The sequence below is a fragment of the Streptococcus suis genome, assembly GCF_019794615.1.
In the GTDB taxonomy this organism is placed as follows: Bacteria; Bacillota; Bacilli; order Lactobacillales; family Streptococcaceae; genus Streptococcus; species Streptococcus suis_AI.
Genome location: NZ_JAIMDU010000026.1, coordinates 17,881 through 32,424 on the forward strand (window position 1 = coordinate 17,881; position 14,544 = coordinate 32,424).

The 14,544-nt window shown below is 39.5% G+C and carries 14 protein-coding genes and 2 pseudogenes; 9 read left to right on the forward strand and 7 right to left on the reverse strand.

Annotated elements, in window-relative coordinates:
• Positions 1 to 127: 127 nt before the first annotated feature.
• The 6 genes and pseudogenes from K6V43_RS08030 (at position 128) to K6V43_RS08055 (ending at position 6,646) form a co-directional block, all read left to right on the forward strand.
• The gene (locus K6V43_RS08030) at positions 128 to 1,276 is read left to right on the forward strand and encodes an amidohydrolase (protein ID WP_222382552.1); all 1,149 of its coding nucleotides are present in this window, start codon (positions 128 to 130) and stop codon (positions 1,274 to 1,276) included.
• Entirely contained in the window at positions 1,269 to 2,285 is a 1,017-nt protein-coding gene (locus K6V43_RS08035) for an ATP-binding cassette domain-containing protein (RefSeq protein WP_222382554.1), read from the forward strand. The genes K6V43_RS08030 and K6V43_RS08035 overlap by 8 nt, the downstream gene beginning before the upstream one ends.
• Positions 2,286 to 2,297: 12 nt before the next feature.
• Entirely contained in the window at positions 2,298 to 2,945 is a 648-nt protein-coding gene (locus tag K6V43_RS08040) for a methionine ABC transporter permease (RefSeq protein WP_261311808.1), read from the forward strand.
• A gap of 12 nt (positions 2,946 to 2,957) precedes the next feature.
• Positions 2,958 to 3,791 (forward strand): MetQ/NlpA family ABC transporter substrate-binding protein, encoded by an 834-nt coding sequence (locus K6V43_RS08045; protein ID WP_222382556.1) that lies wholly within the window; start codon positions 2,958 to 2,960, stop codon positions 3,789 to 3,791.
• 156 nt (positions 3,792 to 3,947) lie between these two features.
• Positions 3,948 to 5,078: pseudogene (locus K6V43_RS08050) on the forward strand (ISAs1 family transposase).
• A gap of 347 nt (positions 5,079 to 5,425) precedes the next feature.
• A complete protein-coding gene (locus K6V43_RS08055) occupies positions 5,426 to 6,646 on the forward strand; it encodes an MFS transporter (RefSeq protein ID WP_222382558.1) in 1,221 nt (406 codons plus the stop codon).
• 45 nt (positions 6,647 to 6,691) lie between these two features.
• On the opposite strand, the gene K6V43_RS08060 is transcribed toward K6V43_RS08055, so the two are convergent.
• The 3 genes from K6V43_RS08060 to K6V43_RS08070 are packed head-to-tail and all read right to left on the reverse strand — an operon-like array spanning position 6,692 to position 8,400.
• Positions 6,692 to 7,165 carry an arginine repressor gene (locus tag K6V43_RS08060; protein WP_172129953.1) on the reverse strand — a complete coding sequence of 158 codons (474 nt, stop codon included), beginning with the start codon at positions 7,163 to 7,165 and terminating at the stop codon, positions 6,692 to 6,694.
• 24 nt (positions 7,166 to 7,189) lie between these two features.
• The gene (gene queA / locus K6V43_RS08065; RefSeq protein ID WP_171989752.1) at positions 7,190 to 8,218 is read right to left on the reverse strand and encodes a tRNA preQ1(34) S-adenosylmethionine ribosyltransferase-isomerase QueA; all 1,029 of its coding nucleotides are present in this window, start codon (positions 8,216 to 8,218) and stop codon (positions 7,190 to 7,192) included.
• A gap of 14 nt (positions 8,219 to 8,232) precedes the next feature.
• A complete protein-coding gene (locus K6V43_RS08070) occupies positions 8,233 to 8,400 on the reverse strand; it encodes a hypothetical protein (RefSeq protein WP_222382560.1) in 168 nt (55 codons plus the stop codon).
• 124 nt (positions 8,401 to 8,524) lie between these two features.
• On the opposite strand from K6V43_RS08070, the gene K6V43_RS08075 reads away from it, so the two are divergent.
• The gene (locus tag K6V43_RS08075) at positions 8,525 to 9,229 is read left to right on the forward strand and encodes a glucosamine-6-phosphate deaminase (RefSeq protein ID WP_160863794.1); all 705 of its coding nucleotides are present in this window, start codon (positions 8,525 to 8,527) and stop codon (positions 9,227 to 9,229) included.
• Between the two features lie 372 nt (positions 9,230 to 9,601).
• Here the strand turns inward: K6V43_RS08075 and K6V43_RS08080 are convergent, their stop codons facing one another.
• A complete protein-coding gene (locus K6V43_RS08080) occupies positions 9,602 to 10,564 on the reverse strand; it encodes a glutathione S-transferase family protein (RefSeq protein WP_172025226.1) in 963 nt (320 codons plus the stop codon).
• Positions 10,565 to 10,700: 136 nt separating this feature from the next.
• On the opposite strand from K6V43_RS08080, the gene K6V43_RS08085 reads away from it, so the two are divergent.
• A complete protein-coding gene (locus K6V43_RS08085) occupies positions 10,701 to 11,417 on the forward strand; it encodes a pseudouridine synthase (protein ID WP_222382562.1) in 717 nt (238 codons plus the stop codon).
• 14 nt (positions 11,418 to 11,431) lie between these two features.
• Positions 11,432 to 11,911: a glutathione peroxidase gene (locus K6V43_RS08090; protein ID WP_222382564.1), complete on the forward strand. Its 480-nt coding sequence runs from the start codon at positions 11,432 to 11,434 to the stop codon at positions 11,909 to 11,911.
• An 18-nt stretch (positions 11,912 to 11,929) separates the two neighbouring features.
• On the opposite strand, the gene K6V43_RS08095 is transcribed toward K6V43_RS08090, so the two are convergent.
• From K6V43_RS08095 to K6V43_RS08105, 3 genes and pseudogenes are all read right to left on the reverse strand, one after another.
• Positions 11,930 to 12,931 (reverse strand): iron ABC transporter permease, encoded by a 1,002-nt coding sequence (locus K6V43_RS08095; RefSeq protein WP_222382566.1) that lies wholly within the window; start codon positions 12,929 to 12,931, stop codon positions 11,930 to 11,932.
• The gene (locus tag K6V43_RS08100) at positions 12,928 to 13,962 is read right to left on the reverse strand and encodes an iron chelate uptake ABC transporter family permease subunit (protein ID WP_105127535.1); all 1,035 of its coding nucleotides are present in this window, start codon (positions 13,960 to 13,962) and stop codon (positions 12,928 to 12,930) included. The genes K6V43_RS08095 and K6V43_RS08100 overlap by 4 nt, the downstream gene beginning before the upstream one ends.
• 12 nt (positions 13,963 to 13,974) lie before the next feature.
• Positions 13,975 to 14,439, reverse strand: a pseudogene (locus K6V43_RS08105) (ABC transporter substrate-binding protein); the annotation flags it as partial.
• Positions 14,440 to 14,544 lie beyond the last annotated feature (105 nt).

Sequence of the window (14,544 nt, forward strand, 5' to 3'; positions counted from 1 at the left end):
GCTATAAAAATATTCTATCGCCGTAATAAATAATATGTATTGGTTCTAGATACAAATATGTGATAATATTTGTACCAACTAACAGGCACTATTTTAGTGTAAATAGTTGGAACTAGGAGGATTATGCATGGAAATTCAAAAGGAACTTGAACAATTGTTTAAATGGTTTCATCAACATCCAGAATTATCATATCAGGAATTTGAAACCACTGAAAAGATTCGTGAATTATTAGAAAAATACGGAATAGACATTATAAACCTTCCATTAGAAACAGGATTGGTTGCATCAATTCAGGGGTCTAAAGGAGCAGGACCTACTATAGCTTTACGAGCGGATATTGATGCATTACCTGTCCATGAAGAAACTGAATTAGAATGGAAATCAGAAAGAGAAGGTGTGATGCATGCATGTGGACATGATTTTCACACAACTACCTTAATTGGAGTAGCGATTTTATTACATCAAAATCGTTCAACTTTTTCAGGAACTGTTAAGCTGGTTTTTCAACCTGCAGAAGAGTCATCTATTGGGGCACTTAAAATCATTGAGACCGGTGTACTAGACGATGTGGAAGTGATTCATGGTATCCATGTAACAGGAGAATTTCCAATTGGTACAGTGTCGGTCCGAGAAGGTGAAATGACAGGTGCAGTAGATCGTTTTAAAATACATCTGAAAGGGATAGGATCGCATGCAGCAAAACCAGAACTTAGTAAGGACCCAATTGTAGCTGTAGGTGCATTAATTCAGTCATTACAAACAATTGTTAGTCGAAATAGTGATCCTTTTCAATCTAGTTTATTGAGTCTTACCCATGTTCAAGCTGGAAGTACTTGGAATGTTATACCTGAACACGCCACAGTTGAGGGAACAATTCGTACTCTTAAAGCAAGCGAACGAAAACTTTTTAAACAACGGTTTTATGATATTGTTAGCCATATTGCTATGGCATACAATGTTGACTATTCGATTGATTGGATAAAAGGTCCACCTGCCACACGAAATCATCCTAAATGGGTTGAAGTAATCAGTGAAATTGCTAAACAAGCAGGATTGAATGTAGTAGTGCCAAAGCAGAATCTTGGAGGTGAGGACTTTGCTTTTTATCAAGAGAAAATTCCAGGTGTTTATTGGCAGATTGGAACAGGGATAACCTACCCAAATCATCATCCAAAGTTTCAAGTTTCACCTGAACCGCTCTCAAAAGCCTCAGAAATTTACACTCAACTTGCTTTACAAACATTAAAGATTTTGAGAGGAGAAAAGAATGATTAAGATTGAACAGGTCTCAAAATCATATTTTGTTAACGGAAGAGTGATTTCAGCTTTACAAGATGTCTCATTACATGTGAAAAAAGGGAGCATTTATGGTGTAATTGGCTATTCTGGTGCCGGGAAATCAACCTTATTACGATTAGTAAATGGTTTGGAAAAACCTGATAAAGGAGAAGTTGAAGTTCAAGGAAAAATCCTAACACAGTTGCCTGAGAATGAATTAAATGCTCTTCGAAAAAATATTGGTATGGTATTTCAGCAGTTTAATTTATTGGAAAGTCAAACTGTGTTTCAAAATATTGCTTTACCACTTATTCTTACTAAAGTTTCTAAAAAAGATCAAGAAGATCGGGTCAACACCCTACTTGATTTCGTTGGTTTGAAAGAAAAGGCGAATGTGAAAGTCTCTCAGCTCTCAGGAGGTCAAAAACAGCGAATTGGTATTGCGCGAGCACTAGCTACAAATCCAGAAATCCTTTTGTGTGATGAGGCAACTAGCGCTTTAGATCCACATACAACAGATGCAATATTAGACTTATTAGTGAAAGTAAATGAACAATTCGGGGTTACAATATTATTAATTACTCATGAAATGGATGTGATTCGAAAAATTTGTGATCAAATTACAATAATGGAAGCTGGAAAAATTGTTGAACAAGGAGATACTCTGGAAATTTTTAAAAACCCGCAGCAAGAAATAACAAAACGATTTGTAGAAACTGTTGTGAGCAACAGAGTTCCGAGAATAATCAGTGAGCAATTATTACCTACTGATACCGTTGCTAAACTCATATTCGTAGGAAGACATGCTGGAGATGGAATATTACATTCATTAGCACTAGTTTTTAATATTAAGATTAGCATTCTTGCGGCATCCATTAGTGAATTAAGAAACGATCTGTTAGGGATATTAATCGTTAAAATAGAGGGGGATTACTTCAACTTCTCGGCAATTGAAGAATACCTAATAGAACAAAATGTATCAATAGAAAGGTTGGGTGAATTATAGGTGGAGAAACTATTGGGAATTAAGTTAGAAAGATTAGCAGAATCAGGTGTTCAAACGATATATATGCTAACCCTATCACTTTTATTTGGTTTAATAATAGGAATCCCTATTGCATTGCTATTAGTTACTACTAGACCAGGAGGTCTAAAAGAAAATCGAATAGTATTCACTATAGTTAGTAATTTAGTAAATATTTTTCGCTCTCTACCATTTGTAATCTTGCTAATTTTTATCTCACCAGTCACAAAATTGATTGTTGGGACAAGAATTGGAACGAGCGCAGCAATTGTTCCATTAGTAGTTTATATCGCTCCCTATTTAGCACGGTTAATTGAAAATTCATTGCTAGAAGTAAAAAAAGGGATACTTGAAGCTGCCCAAAGCATGGGAGCAAGTTGGTGGCAGATTATTTATTATTTTCTTTTACCAGAGGCAAAGTCCTCACTCATTTTAACTATTACAACTGGAAGTATTGGTCTGTTGGGGGCAACTGCGATGGCTGGAATTATTGGAGGAGGAGGCATAGGTGATTTAGCGTTAACATATGGTTATCAACGTTTTAATACTGTTTTGATGGTTACGACAGTACTAATATTAATTGTTTTTGTACAATCATTACAAGGAATTGGAAATTATTTAGCAAATTATTTTAGAAATTAAAGGGGAATAAAAATGTTTAGGAATTTACAAAAATGCTTGTTTGTTTTAGGATTGACTGCGTTGACATTTATATTAGGGGCATGCAACACTGAAAAAAGTGCGGAAAATATTTCTGAAAATAAAATTATTCATTATGGAAAAGCAGCAGGGCCCTATACCGTTTTATTTGAAGATGCAATCATACCTATACTTGAAAAAAAAGGATATTCGTTTGAGGTTACTGAATTTTCTGATTTGGTACAGAATGATACGGCGCTTGCAGAGGGTGATATTGACGTTAATGTAGAGCAACATACTGCATATATGAATAACTTCAATAGTAGTAATAATGCCAATCTAGTTGCTTTGACTCCAATTCCTACTGTTGCAGCGGCTCTATACTCATCAAACCATAAAAGTCTAAATGAAATAAAAAATGGTGCAAAAATTGCTATACCTTCCGATCCATCCAATACATCTCGTGCCTTAGCAATTATAGAGAAAGCCAATTGGATTACTCTGGATAAAACTGCAGATAGAACGGCGTTGACAGTTGATGATATTGTCGATAATAAATATAATATTGAATTTATTCTTGTTGAGTCAGCACAAATTCCTCCAGCATTAGATGACTTTGATTATGCTGTCATTGTCGGTGCAATTGTATATTCAGCAAAAATTGATCCATCAACAGCTTTGTTGAAGGAAGATATCGCAGACCATTTATGGCTACAAGTTGTTGTAAAAGAAGAAAATAAAAATAGTCAGTGGGCGAAAGATATTGTTGAAGCATATCAATCTGATGAATTTGCAGCGTATTTAGAAGAAAATAATGATGGTTTATGGAGTATTCCATCGAACAACTAACTATTAAATCAAAAGACTTTAAATTGTTGTTTTCCAAGTTGGCTAATCTTTTACCTTTACCCACGACAAACGCATGAAGAAAAAATCGTTTTCAGAAAGCGAAAATCATAACTAGATATCAATCATTGTAGTACAGTAGAATAGAGGTGAACTACAATGATTGATTTTCTTTTATCCATAGAAGAGCACAAAGAAGAGTACGATAGCCGTCAAGCTTGGAAAATCCGCTATCCCTTATCTACCATTCTCTTTCTAGTTTTCGTTTGTCAATTGGCAGGGATTGAAACATGGAAAGAGATGGAAGATTTCATCGAAATGAACGAATCTGTCTTGGGAGAATACGTTGACTTGAGTAATGGTTGTCCTTCTCATGATACCTTGGAACGTGTAGTGAGTATGGTTAATCCAGATTTCTTGAAAGAACTGAAACTGTCTTTCGAAGCCTCTTCAGAAACGGCTAATTTTTCCAAACTGATCGCCGTTGACGGAAAAACGATTCGGGGAAACCGAGGGAAATACCAATCTCCTACTCATATTGTCACTGCTTATGATGGTGGTAATCGGATTAGCCTTGGACAGGTAGCTGTTGAGGATAAATGCAATGAAATTACAGCCATTCCTCGCCTCTTGCGTCAGCTAGACCTCCGTAAGAGTGTTGTCACGATTGATGCCATGGGAACTCAGACTGATATCGTAGATGTGATTATAGGAGGTAAGGGTGACTACTGCTTGGCAGTCAAAGGAAATCAAGGTACTCTCCATGAGGATATTGACCTTTATTTTAGTGATGCCAAATTATAATCTAAGTTGACAGAGAAAGGCTGTCATTATCAGACCATCGAAAAGGCACGCAGTCAGATTGAGGTGAGGGACTACTGGGTTTCTCACGATGTGAAATGGCTGAGCCAACGACACCCAAAATGGCAGAACCTTCGTGGGATTGGGATGACTAAGAATACCATTGATAAAGACGGCATCATTACGGAAGAAGTTCGATACTTTATCCTCAGTTTCAAGAGTGATGTGCAAACTTTTTCTCAGGTTGTTCGTGGTCATTGGTCGGTTGAGAGCCTACATTGGTTGTTAGATGTGGTTTACCGAGAAGATAAGAACCAAACCTTAGATAAACGAGCCGCCTTCAATTTGAATGCTATTCGCAAAGTTTGTCTTCATCTCCTACAAATGATGACATTCCCAAAGGAGAAGTTGAGCTACCGTCGCAAACAACGCTATATTTCTGTCCATTTGGAGGATTATTTGCCACAATTATTTGGACATCGAGGATAAGGTGGTTGTAAAAAGGTAGATACCAAGTTTAAAGCGGTTATTTACGGGTGCAAAAGGAGAGAAGAAAGTTTTCATGCGTACGGCGTGACTTTACCATACTCTTCTTGACAAATAGCTAGAAGTGAGCTACACTAGTAGAAATTGTTGATAACTTTAAACGTGTCCCGTGAGACAAGAAAGTTAGCAGTTTACACAGAAACATCTCTTCCTAGAAATTTGTTAGAGATGATCTATTAACTACTATCGATAACAGGCGGGATTGGATACTTTTTCCAATCCTTATTTGTTTGAAGTTTTTCTCAATTTAATAAAGACAGTCTGAGAGCTGCCATTAAAAGGAGATTCTTATGTTACATCTTTCACTCGATAAAAATAATCGACGTGCCCTTGCTTCTGCCATTGTTGCCTCCGGAACGGATGATTTAAATGTCATGTTCCTCTCGTTTTCCATGGCCAGTATTATCAAAGAGCTTTCTATTTCGAGTGCTCAAGCAGGATGGATAGCCACCATTACGAATTTAGGAATGCTTCTAGGTGGACTCGTCTTTGGTGTCCTAGCTGACCGTTATAATAAGTTTAAAGTCTTTAAGTGGACCATTGTAATCTTTGCTATTGCAACTGGACTCATATATTTCACAACTAGCTTGCCTTATCTTTATATTATGCGCTTTATTGCTGGTATAGGTGTTGGTGGTGAATATGGGGTCGCGATAGCCATCATGGCAGGTATTGTACCCAAGGAAAAAATGGGACGAATCTCTTCGCTAAATGGGATTGCTGGTCAAGTTGGTTCCATCACATCGGCCCTACTAGCAGGTTGGTTAGCCCCAACATTGGGTTGGAAAGGTTTATTTCTCTTTGGATTAGCACCACTTTTGTTGGTGCTTTGGATGCAATTTGCAATTGATGATGAAAACATTAAGGACCATACTGAGGGAGAGGATCCAATAGATACTGAAGTTGCCCATGTTGGTCAACTCTTCAAGACGCCTGCTCTAGCTAGACAAACGCTGGCTCTAATGGTGATGACAACTGTGCAGATTGCTGGTTATTTTGGGATGATGAACTGGTTACCGACTATTATTCAAACTAGTTTAAAGATTAGCGTGAAAGATTCATCACTGTGGATGGTGACCACCATTTTAGGGATGTGCATAGGAATGTTAGTATTTGGACAAATTCTTGACAAATTTGGTCCTCGTCCTGTTTACAGCGCCTTTTTACTGTCGTCAGCAGTTTGTGTCTTCTTATTCCAGTTTGCAAATTCTCAAATCACGATGATTCTGGGCGGTATGATTGTTGGTTTCTTTGTAAATGGAATGTTTGCTGGTTACGGAGCAATGATTACAAGGCTCTATCCGCATCATATTCGCTCAACAGCCAATAATGTGATCTTAAATGTTGGACGTGCCATTGGCGGATTTTCTTCTGTCATCATCGGGATGATTTTAGATGCATCCAGCACAGCTGTTGTCATGATTTTTCTTTCAAGCCTGTATCTTATTAGCTTTGCAGCCATGCTCTCCATCAGTAATTTAAAGAAAGAAGCATATAATCAATTTCGATAAAAATAAAATATCCTAGGCAATCACATGTAACCTAGGATATTTTTCTTATTCCTTTGATAAAAAGAAAGGTGGAGTAAATTGAGTAAGATATTCAAAACAAGCTAAGGCTGCTTCAGTATCGTGGCAAATAATGAGACAGACATCATCGCCACAAAGTGTAGCGACAATCTCTGGAATTTCCATGGCATCAAGTATTGAGCCAAAAGAACTAGCAAGTCCTGGAAGTGTTTTTAATACAACTTGGTGCTGTACTGGTTTTAGCATAATCAAAGCATCTTCCATATATAGACGAAGTCGTTTTTCCCATCGTGTTGGCATAATCGGATTGACAATGTAGTGAGAAGATGTATCTTCATTGACTTTTACTAAATTAAGTAATTTAATGTCACGCGATAGTGTGGACTGGGTAACGGATACACCGTTCAATTCCAGTAATTCTTGCAGTTCTTGTTGAGTCCGGATTTTTTTCTCTTTTACTAATGACAGAATTAACTTATGACGACTTTCAATCTTATTCATGGAAGTAACCTCAATTAAGTAATTTTATTGAATAAACATGGCATCTCCAAAACTAAAGAAGCGATAACGTTCTTCAACAGCATGTTTATAAGCTTCTAAGGTAAATTCTCTACCTGCAAAAGCTGAAACAAGCATGACCAAGGTGGATTTTGGAAGATGGAAATTGGTTGAAAAGGCATCGACAATTCGGAAGGTATAGCCTGGTTTGATGAAAATATTTGTCCATCCAGAATCTGCTTCTAAACGCCCATCAAATTTGTTCCCAATGGTTTCCAGTGTGCGAATAGAAGTGGTTCCAACTGCAACGATCCGTCCACCATTTTCTTTGACTTGATTGAGGGTTTGAGCGGCTTCAGCGGTTAGGTTGTAAAATTCTGAATGCATCTCATGCTCATCAACGTTTTCGACAGAGACTGGGCGAAAGGTTCCAAGACCAACATGTAGTGTCAGATAGACTAATTTCACACCTTTGGCTTCAATTTTTTCAAGTAGTTCCTGGGTAAAATGGAGGCCGGCAGTTGGTGCTGCAGCAGAACCATTTTCTTTGGCGTAAACTGTTTGGTAACGTTCGCGGTCTTCTAATTTTTCATGAATATATGGAGGGAGTGGCATTTCACCGAGGCTTTCTAAGACTTCTAAGAAGATTCCATCGTAAGTGAATTCAACGATTCGGCCTCCGTGTTCCAATTCCTCTACAATGGTAGCTGTCAAACGTCCATCTCCAAAGGCAACAGTCGTACCGACTTTCAAGCGCTTCGCTGGTTTGGCAAGAACCTCCCACTGATCACCTTGGGTATTTTTCAAAAGTAAAAGTTCCACATGACCGTTGGTTTCGGGCTTATAGCCGTAGAGGCGGGCAGGCAGAACGCGCGTGTTGTTCATCACAAGGGCATCACCTGGGTGAAGCTGGTCAATTATATGGTCAAAATGGCTATCAACCATGCTGTGCTTCTCGCGGTCGAGAATGAGAAGTTTTGAGCTGTCACGCTTCTCAAGCGGAACTTGGGCAATCAGTTCTTCTGGTAAATCAAAATCAAAATCTGCAGTATTCATATACTCTCCTTAATCTAAAATAATACAGCCATCAAATACATCAACAGGGCAAACGGGAAGAGAATGAGTATTATTCCAATAATCGTTAGGATAATTTTTATGCTTTTGGGTCTTGGAATAAAATAACCGATTAAACAGAGAGCAATTCCTGTAAAAAATAAGATCAATAATTCTTGTGTCATGTAATTATTATATCACAATTTTAGTAAATCGTGAGGTTGAAGGGAAAGAATTGGTATATATCAATTGACAAAAATTGGTATATACCATATAATATACTTAAGAAAGATGTAAGAGGTGAACCATATGAAAATTCATGTTGTAAACAATCAAGTTGAAGGTGCGGTACTAGCTGTTGATTTGTTGAGAGAAAAGTTGGCTAATGGTGCAAAAGTACTTGGTTTGGCAACGGGTTCTAGCCCACTGGAATTTTATTCGGCCCTTCGCGAATCAGATTTGGACTTTTCTGATGTGACTTCCGTCAATCTGGATGAGTACGTGGGATTGGGTGAAGACAGTGACCAGTCCTATGTTCACTTTATGAAAGAGAATCTTTTCAATGCCAAACCATTCAAACAATCATTTTTACCAAATGGCTTGGCAAACGACTTGACCGAGGAAATTGCCCGTTACAATCAGATTTTGGCAGACCATCCGGTAGATTTCCAAATTTTAGGAATTGGTCGCAACGGTCATATCGGTTTTAATGAACCAGGAGCGTCATTTGATGCTATTGCTCGTGTAGTTGATTTGGCACCATCAACCATTGAAGCCAACGCTCGTTTCTTTGCTCATTCAGAAGATGTTCCAAAACAAGCGATTTCAATGGGGATTGCCAATATTATGGCAGCCAAGACCATTGTTCTCATGGCTTATGGGGAAGAAAAAGCAGATGCGATTAAAGCTATGGTCGAAGGAGAAGTTACGGAAGAAGTGCCAGCAAGTATTCTCCAAAAACATAACGATGTAGTGTTGATTATTGACCAAGCAGCTGCAAGTAAATTAGGATAGTTGAAAAACGCACAATGGATTATACCTTTCATTAGAAATAAAAATTGTGCTCTCTTTGTCTTTTTCCAGTGAAAAATATAAGCAATATTTATCACTATAAACCATTAAGTTGTGGTATAGAAATCTAGGTTAGAAAATTGACAGTCAATAACTTTTCTTACCTTGAGCCATCACAAAAAAAACGGAGCTAAGCAAAAAGTCTAAAAATAGCAAAACCACATGAAATCCTTCGTCAAAAAACGTTGATTTCATGCGGTTCCTTATTTATCATAATTAAAAAAATATTAGTAGGATTTCGAGTTTTTTCCAGATCCGTTTTACTTATGCTTATTTCCTGATCTTTTAAGCACCCTTAGTGCAACAAACATGTCCCTAGTTTTCAATTGTCCAGTCCAAGTCAGGGCCGACTGGGACAATACCTGTTGGGTTAATGGTTTTATGGCTACCATAGTAATGCTGCTTGATATGGTCGAAATTCACCGTTTCTGCAATACCAGCATGGTTGTAAAGTCGCTTGGTGTAATGCCACAGATTTGGATAGTCGACCAAGGCTTTTATATTACATTTGAAGTGACCAAAATAGACAGCATCAAAGCGAACCAAGGTCGTGAAGAGACGAATATCAGCCTCTGTCAACTGATTGCCCACTAGATAGTCCTTGTCTGCCAGATGCTCTTCCAATTTATCCAAGGCGGCAAAAAGGTTTTTTACTTCTTTTTCATAAACTGCCTGATTCGTTGAAAAACCTGCCTTGTAGACTCCGTTATTGATGTTTGGATAGACAAAATCATTCATAGCATCGATTTCAGTTTGCAGGTGTTCCGGATAGAAGTCCTCATAGTTACCTGTAATGTCGTTGAAAGCAGTGTTAAACATGCGCATGATTTCAGCGGATTCGTTATTGACAATCGTGTTGGTTTGCTTATCCCAAAGAACTGGAACAGTGACACGACCAGTGTAATTTGGATCAGCTTTTAAATATACCTGATACAAATAGTCGCTGTTAAAGAGGGAATCCTTGATGACACCAGGTCCGTCCGCAAAAGTCCAACCATTTTCCAACATGAGCGGATGGACGATTGACAGAGTAATGTGGTCTTCTAGACCTTTCAATTTTCGCATGATTAAGGTCCGACTTGCCCAAGGACAAGCTAGTGAAATGTAAAGGTGATAGCGACCTGATTCCGCTTTGAAACCACCTTTTCCTGTTGGACCTGCTTGCCCATCAGGAGTAATCCAGTTGCGAAATTGTGTGACAGTACGAACAAACTTACCGCCTGTTGACTTGGTGTCATACCATTGATCCACCCATTTACCATCTTGTAAAAGTCCCATGAATTTTCTCCCTTACTGAAAAAATAGGAAATCCTCTAGGAAGATTGGATTTCCTTTGTAAACATATATCACTAATTAGTATTATAGGCTATTCTCTTTCAAAGTCAAGTGAAACGATTTGTGGTAAAATAGTCTCATGAGATTGGACAAGTGTATGGAGGCGGCTCGGATTGGCTCCCGCAAGCAGGTAAAGAAATTATTTAAGTCCCAACAGATTGTCATTGATGGGCAACCCGCTCAAAGCCTAAGCCAAATTGTTGACCCAGAGTTGCAAACGATCCAAGTCTCAGGTAAAAAAGTTGCATTAAAAGGCTCTGCCTATTATTTACTTTACAAACCAGCTGGAGTCGTTTCAGCTGTGAGGGATAAAGACCACCAAACTGTCATCGACTTGATTTCCCCACAAGACAGTAGGGAAGGTCTCTACCCCGTCGGTCGTTTAGACAGGGACACCGAAGGTCTAGTCCTTATCACCAACAACGGTCCGCTCGGCTACCGGATGCTCCATCCCAGCCATCATGTGGAAAAGGTCTATTATGTAGAGGTGAATGGACGGTTGGGAGAGGATGCACCTGCATTTTTTGCCTCAGGCATTGCATTCTTGGATGGAACACGGTGTCAGCCTGCAGACTTAACTATTTTGGAAGCTACTTTGGACCATAGCAGAGCGACCATCAAGCTGGCTGAAGGCAAATTTCATCAGGTTAAGAAGATGTTTTTGGCCTATGGTCTCAAGGTCACCTATCTCAAACGCATCGCTTTTGGTGGGTTTGAGCTCGGAGATTTGGAACGAGGTGCATACAGACAACTCAGTCCAAATGAAATGGAACATTTGTTAACTTATTTTGATTAATGAAGGAAATGAGAATGAGCATTTATGATATTACAGTTCAAAAACAAGATGGAACAGACCAGTCCATGTGTGATTTTCAGGGTCAGGTTCTTTTAGTTGTCAATACGGCGCCAGGTTGTGGGTTGGCACCTCAATACAAGGAATTGCAAGAACTCTATGATACTTATAAAGACAAAGGTTTTGTCGTGCTCGATTTTCCTTGCAATCAATTTTTAAATCAGGCTCCCGGTTCTGATGAAGAAATCAATCAGACCTGCAGTTTGACTTACGTCACAACTTTTCCTCGTTTTGCTAAAATTGCCGTAAATGGAGCTGAAGCCAGTCCACTATATCGCTATCTCAAGAAAGAAAAATCGACCTTACTAGGCGGTCGAATCGAGTGGAATTTTACCAAGTTTTTGGTCGATAGACAAGGGCGCGTGGTTAAGCGGTATTTACCAACGACTAGTCCATTAAAACTGAAAGAGGATATTGAACTTTACTTAGAAAAATAACAAGAAGGCTAGAGTCATCTAGCCTTCTTGTTTTAGTAACCACAGAAAATAGGGAGCGCCGATAAGGGAGACGATAATACCGGTTGGGATGCCTGTTCCGACAAGTAGCGCACGTCCAATTGTGTCAGCTGAAAGGAGGATAAAACTTCCCACCAGCATACTGGCTGGAATAATGACACGATGGTCATTTCCTAACCACTTGCGAACAACGTGACCAGCAATGAGACCAACAAAGGTGATATTACCAACTAATATGACACTGAGAGAGGCTAAGGCGGTAGCCAGTACCAAGGTAATCTGTCTTTCGCGTTGTAAGTGGAGTCCCAATGCCATGGCTGTCTGGTCATTGAGATTCATAATATTGAGGGAACGACTACGACTATATGTTGCTAGCCAAACGATGAGAAGAAGTGGCGTATAGATTGCGATAGTCTTCCAATCCCCACCATTTACTCGTCCGCTGAGCCACTGGACGATGTATTCCATTTTGAAATCATCCAAGCGACTAATTAGGCTGACCATGATGCCAGATAACATGCTCGAGATACCGACCCCTGTGATAATCAAGCGGGTTGGATGGATGCCATATAGTTTTTTTCGAGCAATCCAGTAAACTAGAAAAATAGTTAATCCGCCTCCTATCATGGCAAATAGTGGCAACGTATGTACGAAGGTTGGGCTAATTGTTGATGAAAGTCCAACAAAGAGTGCTACAACAAGACCAGCTCCAGCATTAATTCCCAATATGCCAGAATCAGCCAGAGGATTTCGCGTTAATGTTTGTAATAAGAGTCCAGCTAAAGCGAGGGAAGCCCCTCCAATCATTGAGGCGATTATTCTCGGTAAACGAATTCGACCAATGATAAGGAGAGTTGAGGAGCTGGCTCGTCCACTGATGACATCCATCACATCTGAAAAGGACGAGTTGGCGTATCCAATGGATAAGGAGATGAGAAAACCAGCAGATAAGAGGATGAGGAGGAATGAAAAAATCTTGAGATAGTTATGACGTCTTATCAAAGGTGTTTCTCCTTTCGAATCAGCCATAGGAAACAAGGTAAGCCGATGATACTGATAACTGCACTGATAGGTGTTTCAGCAGGTGGGTTGATCGAACGACAAACCAAGTCTACCCAGATCAGGAAACTAGCCCCAGCAAAAGCTGTTAAAGGTAAGAGCAGTTTGTAATTTTTTCCTGTAAACATACGGATAAAATGTGGAATGATGAGCCCAACAAATGATAGGGAACCCACCAGTGCCACTGCAGCAGCTGAGAGCAAAAGGACGATACCCAACAATACCAAGGTCATCAGTACAGTTTGTTGACCAAGATTTTTAGCAACTGTCTCGTTAAGACTTAGGATGGTCAGCTGATGTGAAAAGAGTTGGGCAAGGATGAGGCCAATGATGATAAGAGGAGCGATGATGGCCAGCATCTTCCAGTTTACCTGTACCAATCCCCCTGCTTGCCAACCAATCACAGTTGTTGATAGGTCGAAATAGATGGTAATGGCCTGCCCTATTGCGGAAAATAAGCTGGCTACCATTGCACCCGACAAAATCAAACGGAGTTGATGATAGCCTTTTTGCACTTGGTAAGAGAGACCAAAGACCAGACCAGCTGCTAGGCAAGAACCGAGCAAACAGATCACTAAAATTTGACTGTAATGCAAGCTACCAAAAATGGCATAGCCAAGGATGAGGGCGAGTCCTGCTCCAGCATTGATTCCTAATAAGCCAGGATCTGCGATTGCATTGCGCGTTATTCCCTGCATCATTGCTCCTGCTTGAGCCATAGCAGCTCCAACCAAGATGGCAGCCACCATTCGAGGCAATCGTAAATCAATGATGACATCCTGCACGGATGAATCTGTCATCGGATGGCGCAGTGTTTCTACGAGTTGCTGATGACTGTAAGAAATAGCACCAAATCGCAAACTCAAATAGGCACCGATTACGAAAAGCAGGCTAATGATGAAAAAAACAAGAAGAGGCTGGACTAGATGTCCAGCTCCTCTCCTTGAAGAATGAGAACGTATTACTCTATTCATAGTTCATTCCTTTTACTGAATCTCTTTTAATGCAGAGACAAAGGCGTCTATTTGCAAATCGAGTGACATAGGATCTGAGAAGTAGAAGAGGTTATAATCAACTTCAATGATATGTCCATTTTTGACAGCAGGTAAATTTTTCCAAATGTCGCTTTCTTTTAGTGATGATGCGGCGTCTTTGGTTGTTTCATTAACATTTACAAGAAGGTAGTCACCAACATAGTCTGGAAGGGCTTCTTGCGAAATGCCAAACCAGCCATCCTTATTGATGACATCTTCTTGGACTTTAGCAGGAGCAGCGAAACCAAGCGCTCTGTAAACCAATTCACCACCACGGCCAAAGTTGTTTCCGTAGAGGAAGATGTTTTTATCAAAGAAGTCCATCACTGTAAATGTCGCACTTGTATCTACAACTCCACTGAGTTCTTCTTTGGCAGCAGCAACTTTTTTATCCCACTGGTCAAGCCAGGCTTGTGCTCAATGTCATTAAGTTAAGCATTTAAGCAGCTAAAGAAACTATTCCCGTCTGAGCAGTTGATGACAAGACGGGAATAGTTTTTGTATTTAGGGCGCACAAAAAGG

Excerpts from the sequence above, each read along its gene's own strand:
- K6V43_RS08030 (WP_222382552.1), top strand. The coding sequence starts at position 128 with ATGGAAATTCAAAAGGAACTTGAACAATTGTTTAAATGGTTTCATCAA.
- K6V43_RS08035 (WP_222382554.1), top strand. The coding sequence starts at position 1,269 with ATGATTAAGATTGAACAGGTCTCAAAATCATATTTTGTTAACGGAAGA.
- K6V43_RS08045 (WP_222382556.1), top strand. The coding sequence starts at position 2,958 with ATGTTTAGGAATTTACAAAAATGCTTGTTTGTTTTAGGATTGACTGCG.
- K6V43_RS08055 (WP_222382558.1), top strand. The coding sequence starts at position 5,426 with ATGTTACATCTTTCACTCGATAAAAATAATCGACGTGCCCTTGCTTCT.
- K6V43_RS08060 (WP_172129953.1), bottom strand. The coding sequence starts at position 7,165 with ATGAATAAGATTGAAAGTCGTCATAAGTTAATTCTGTCATTAGTAAAA.
- queA (WP_171989752.1), bottom strand. The coding sequence starts at position 8,218 with ATGAATACTGCAGATTTTGATTTTGATTTACCAGAAGAACTGATTGCC.
- K6V43_RS08070 (WP_222382560.1), bottom strand. The coding sequence starts at position 8,400 with ATGACACAAGAATTATTGATCTTATTTTTTACAGGAATTGCTCTCTGT.
- K6V43_RS08075 (WP_160863794.1), top strand. The coding sequence starts at position 8,525 with ATGAAAATTCATGTTGTAAACAATCAAGTTGAAGGTGCGGTACTAGCT.
- K6V43_RS08080 (WP_172025226.1), bottom strand. The coding sequence starts at position 10,564 with ATGGGACTTTTACAAGATGGTAAATGGGTGGATCAATGGTATGACACC.
- K6V43_RS08085 (WP_222382562.1), top strand. The coding sequence starts at position 10,701 with ATGAGATTGGACAAGTGTATGGAGGCGGCTCGGATTGGCTCCCGCAAG.
- K6V43_RS08090 (WP_222382564.1), top strand. The coding sequence starts at position 11,432 with ATGAGCATTTATGATATTACAGTTCAAAAACAAGATGGAACAGACCAG.
- K6V43_RS08100 (WP_105127535.1), bottom strand. The coding sequence starts at position 13,962 with ATGAATAGAGTAATACGTTCTCATTCTTCAAGGAGAGGAGCTGGACAT.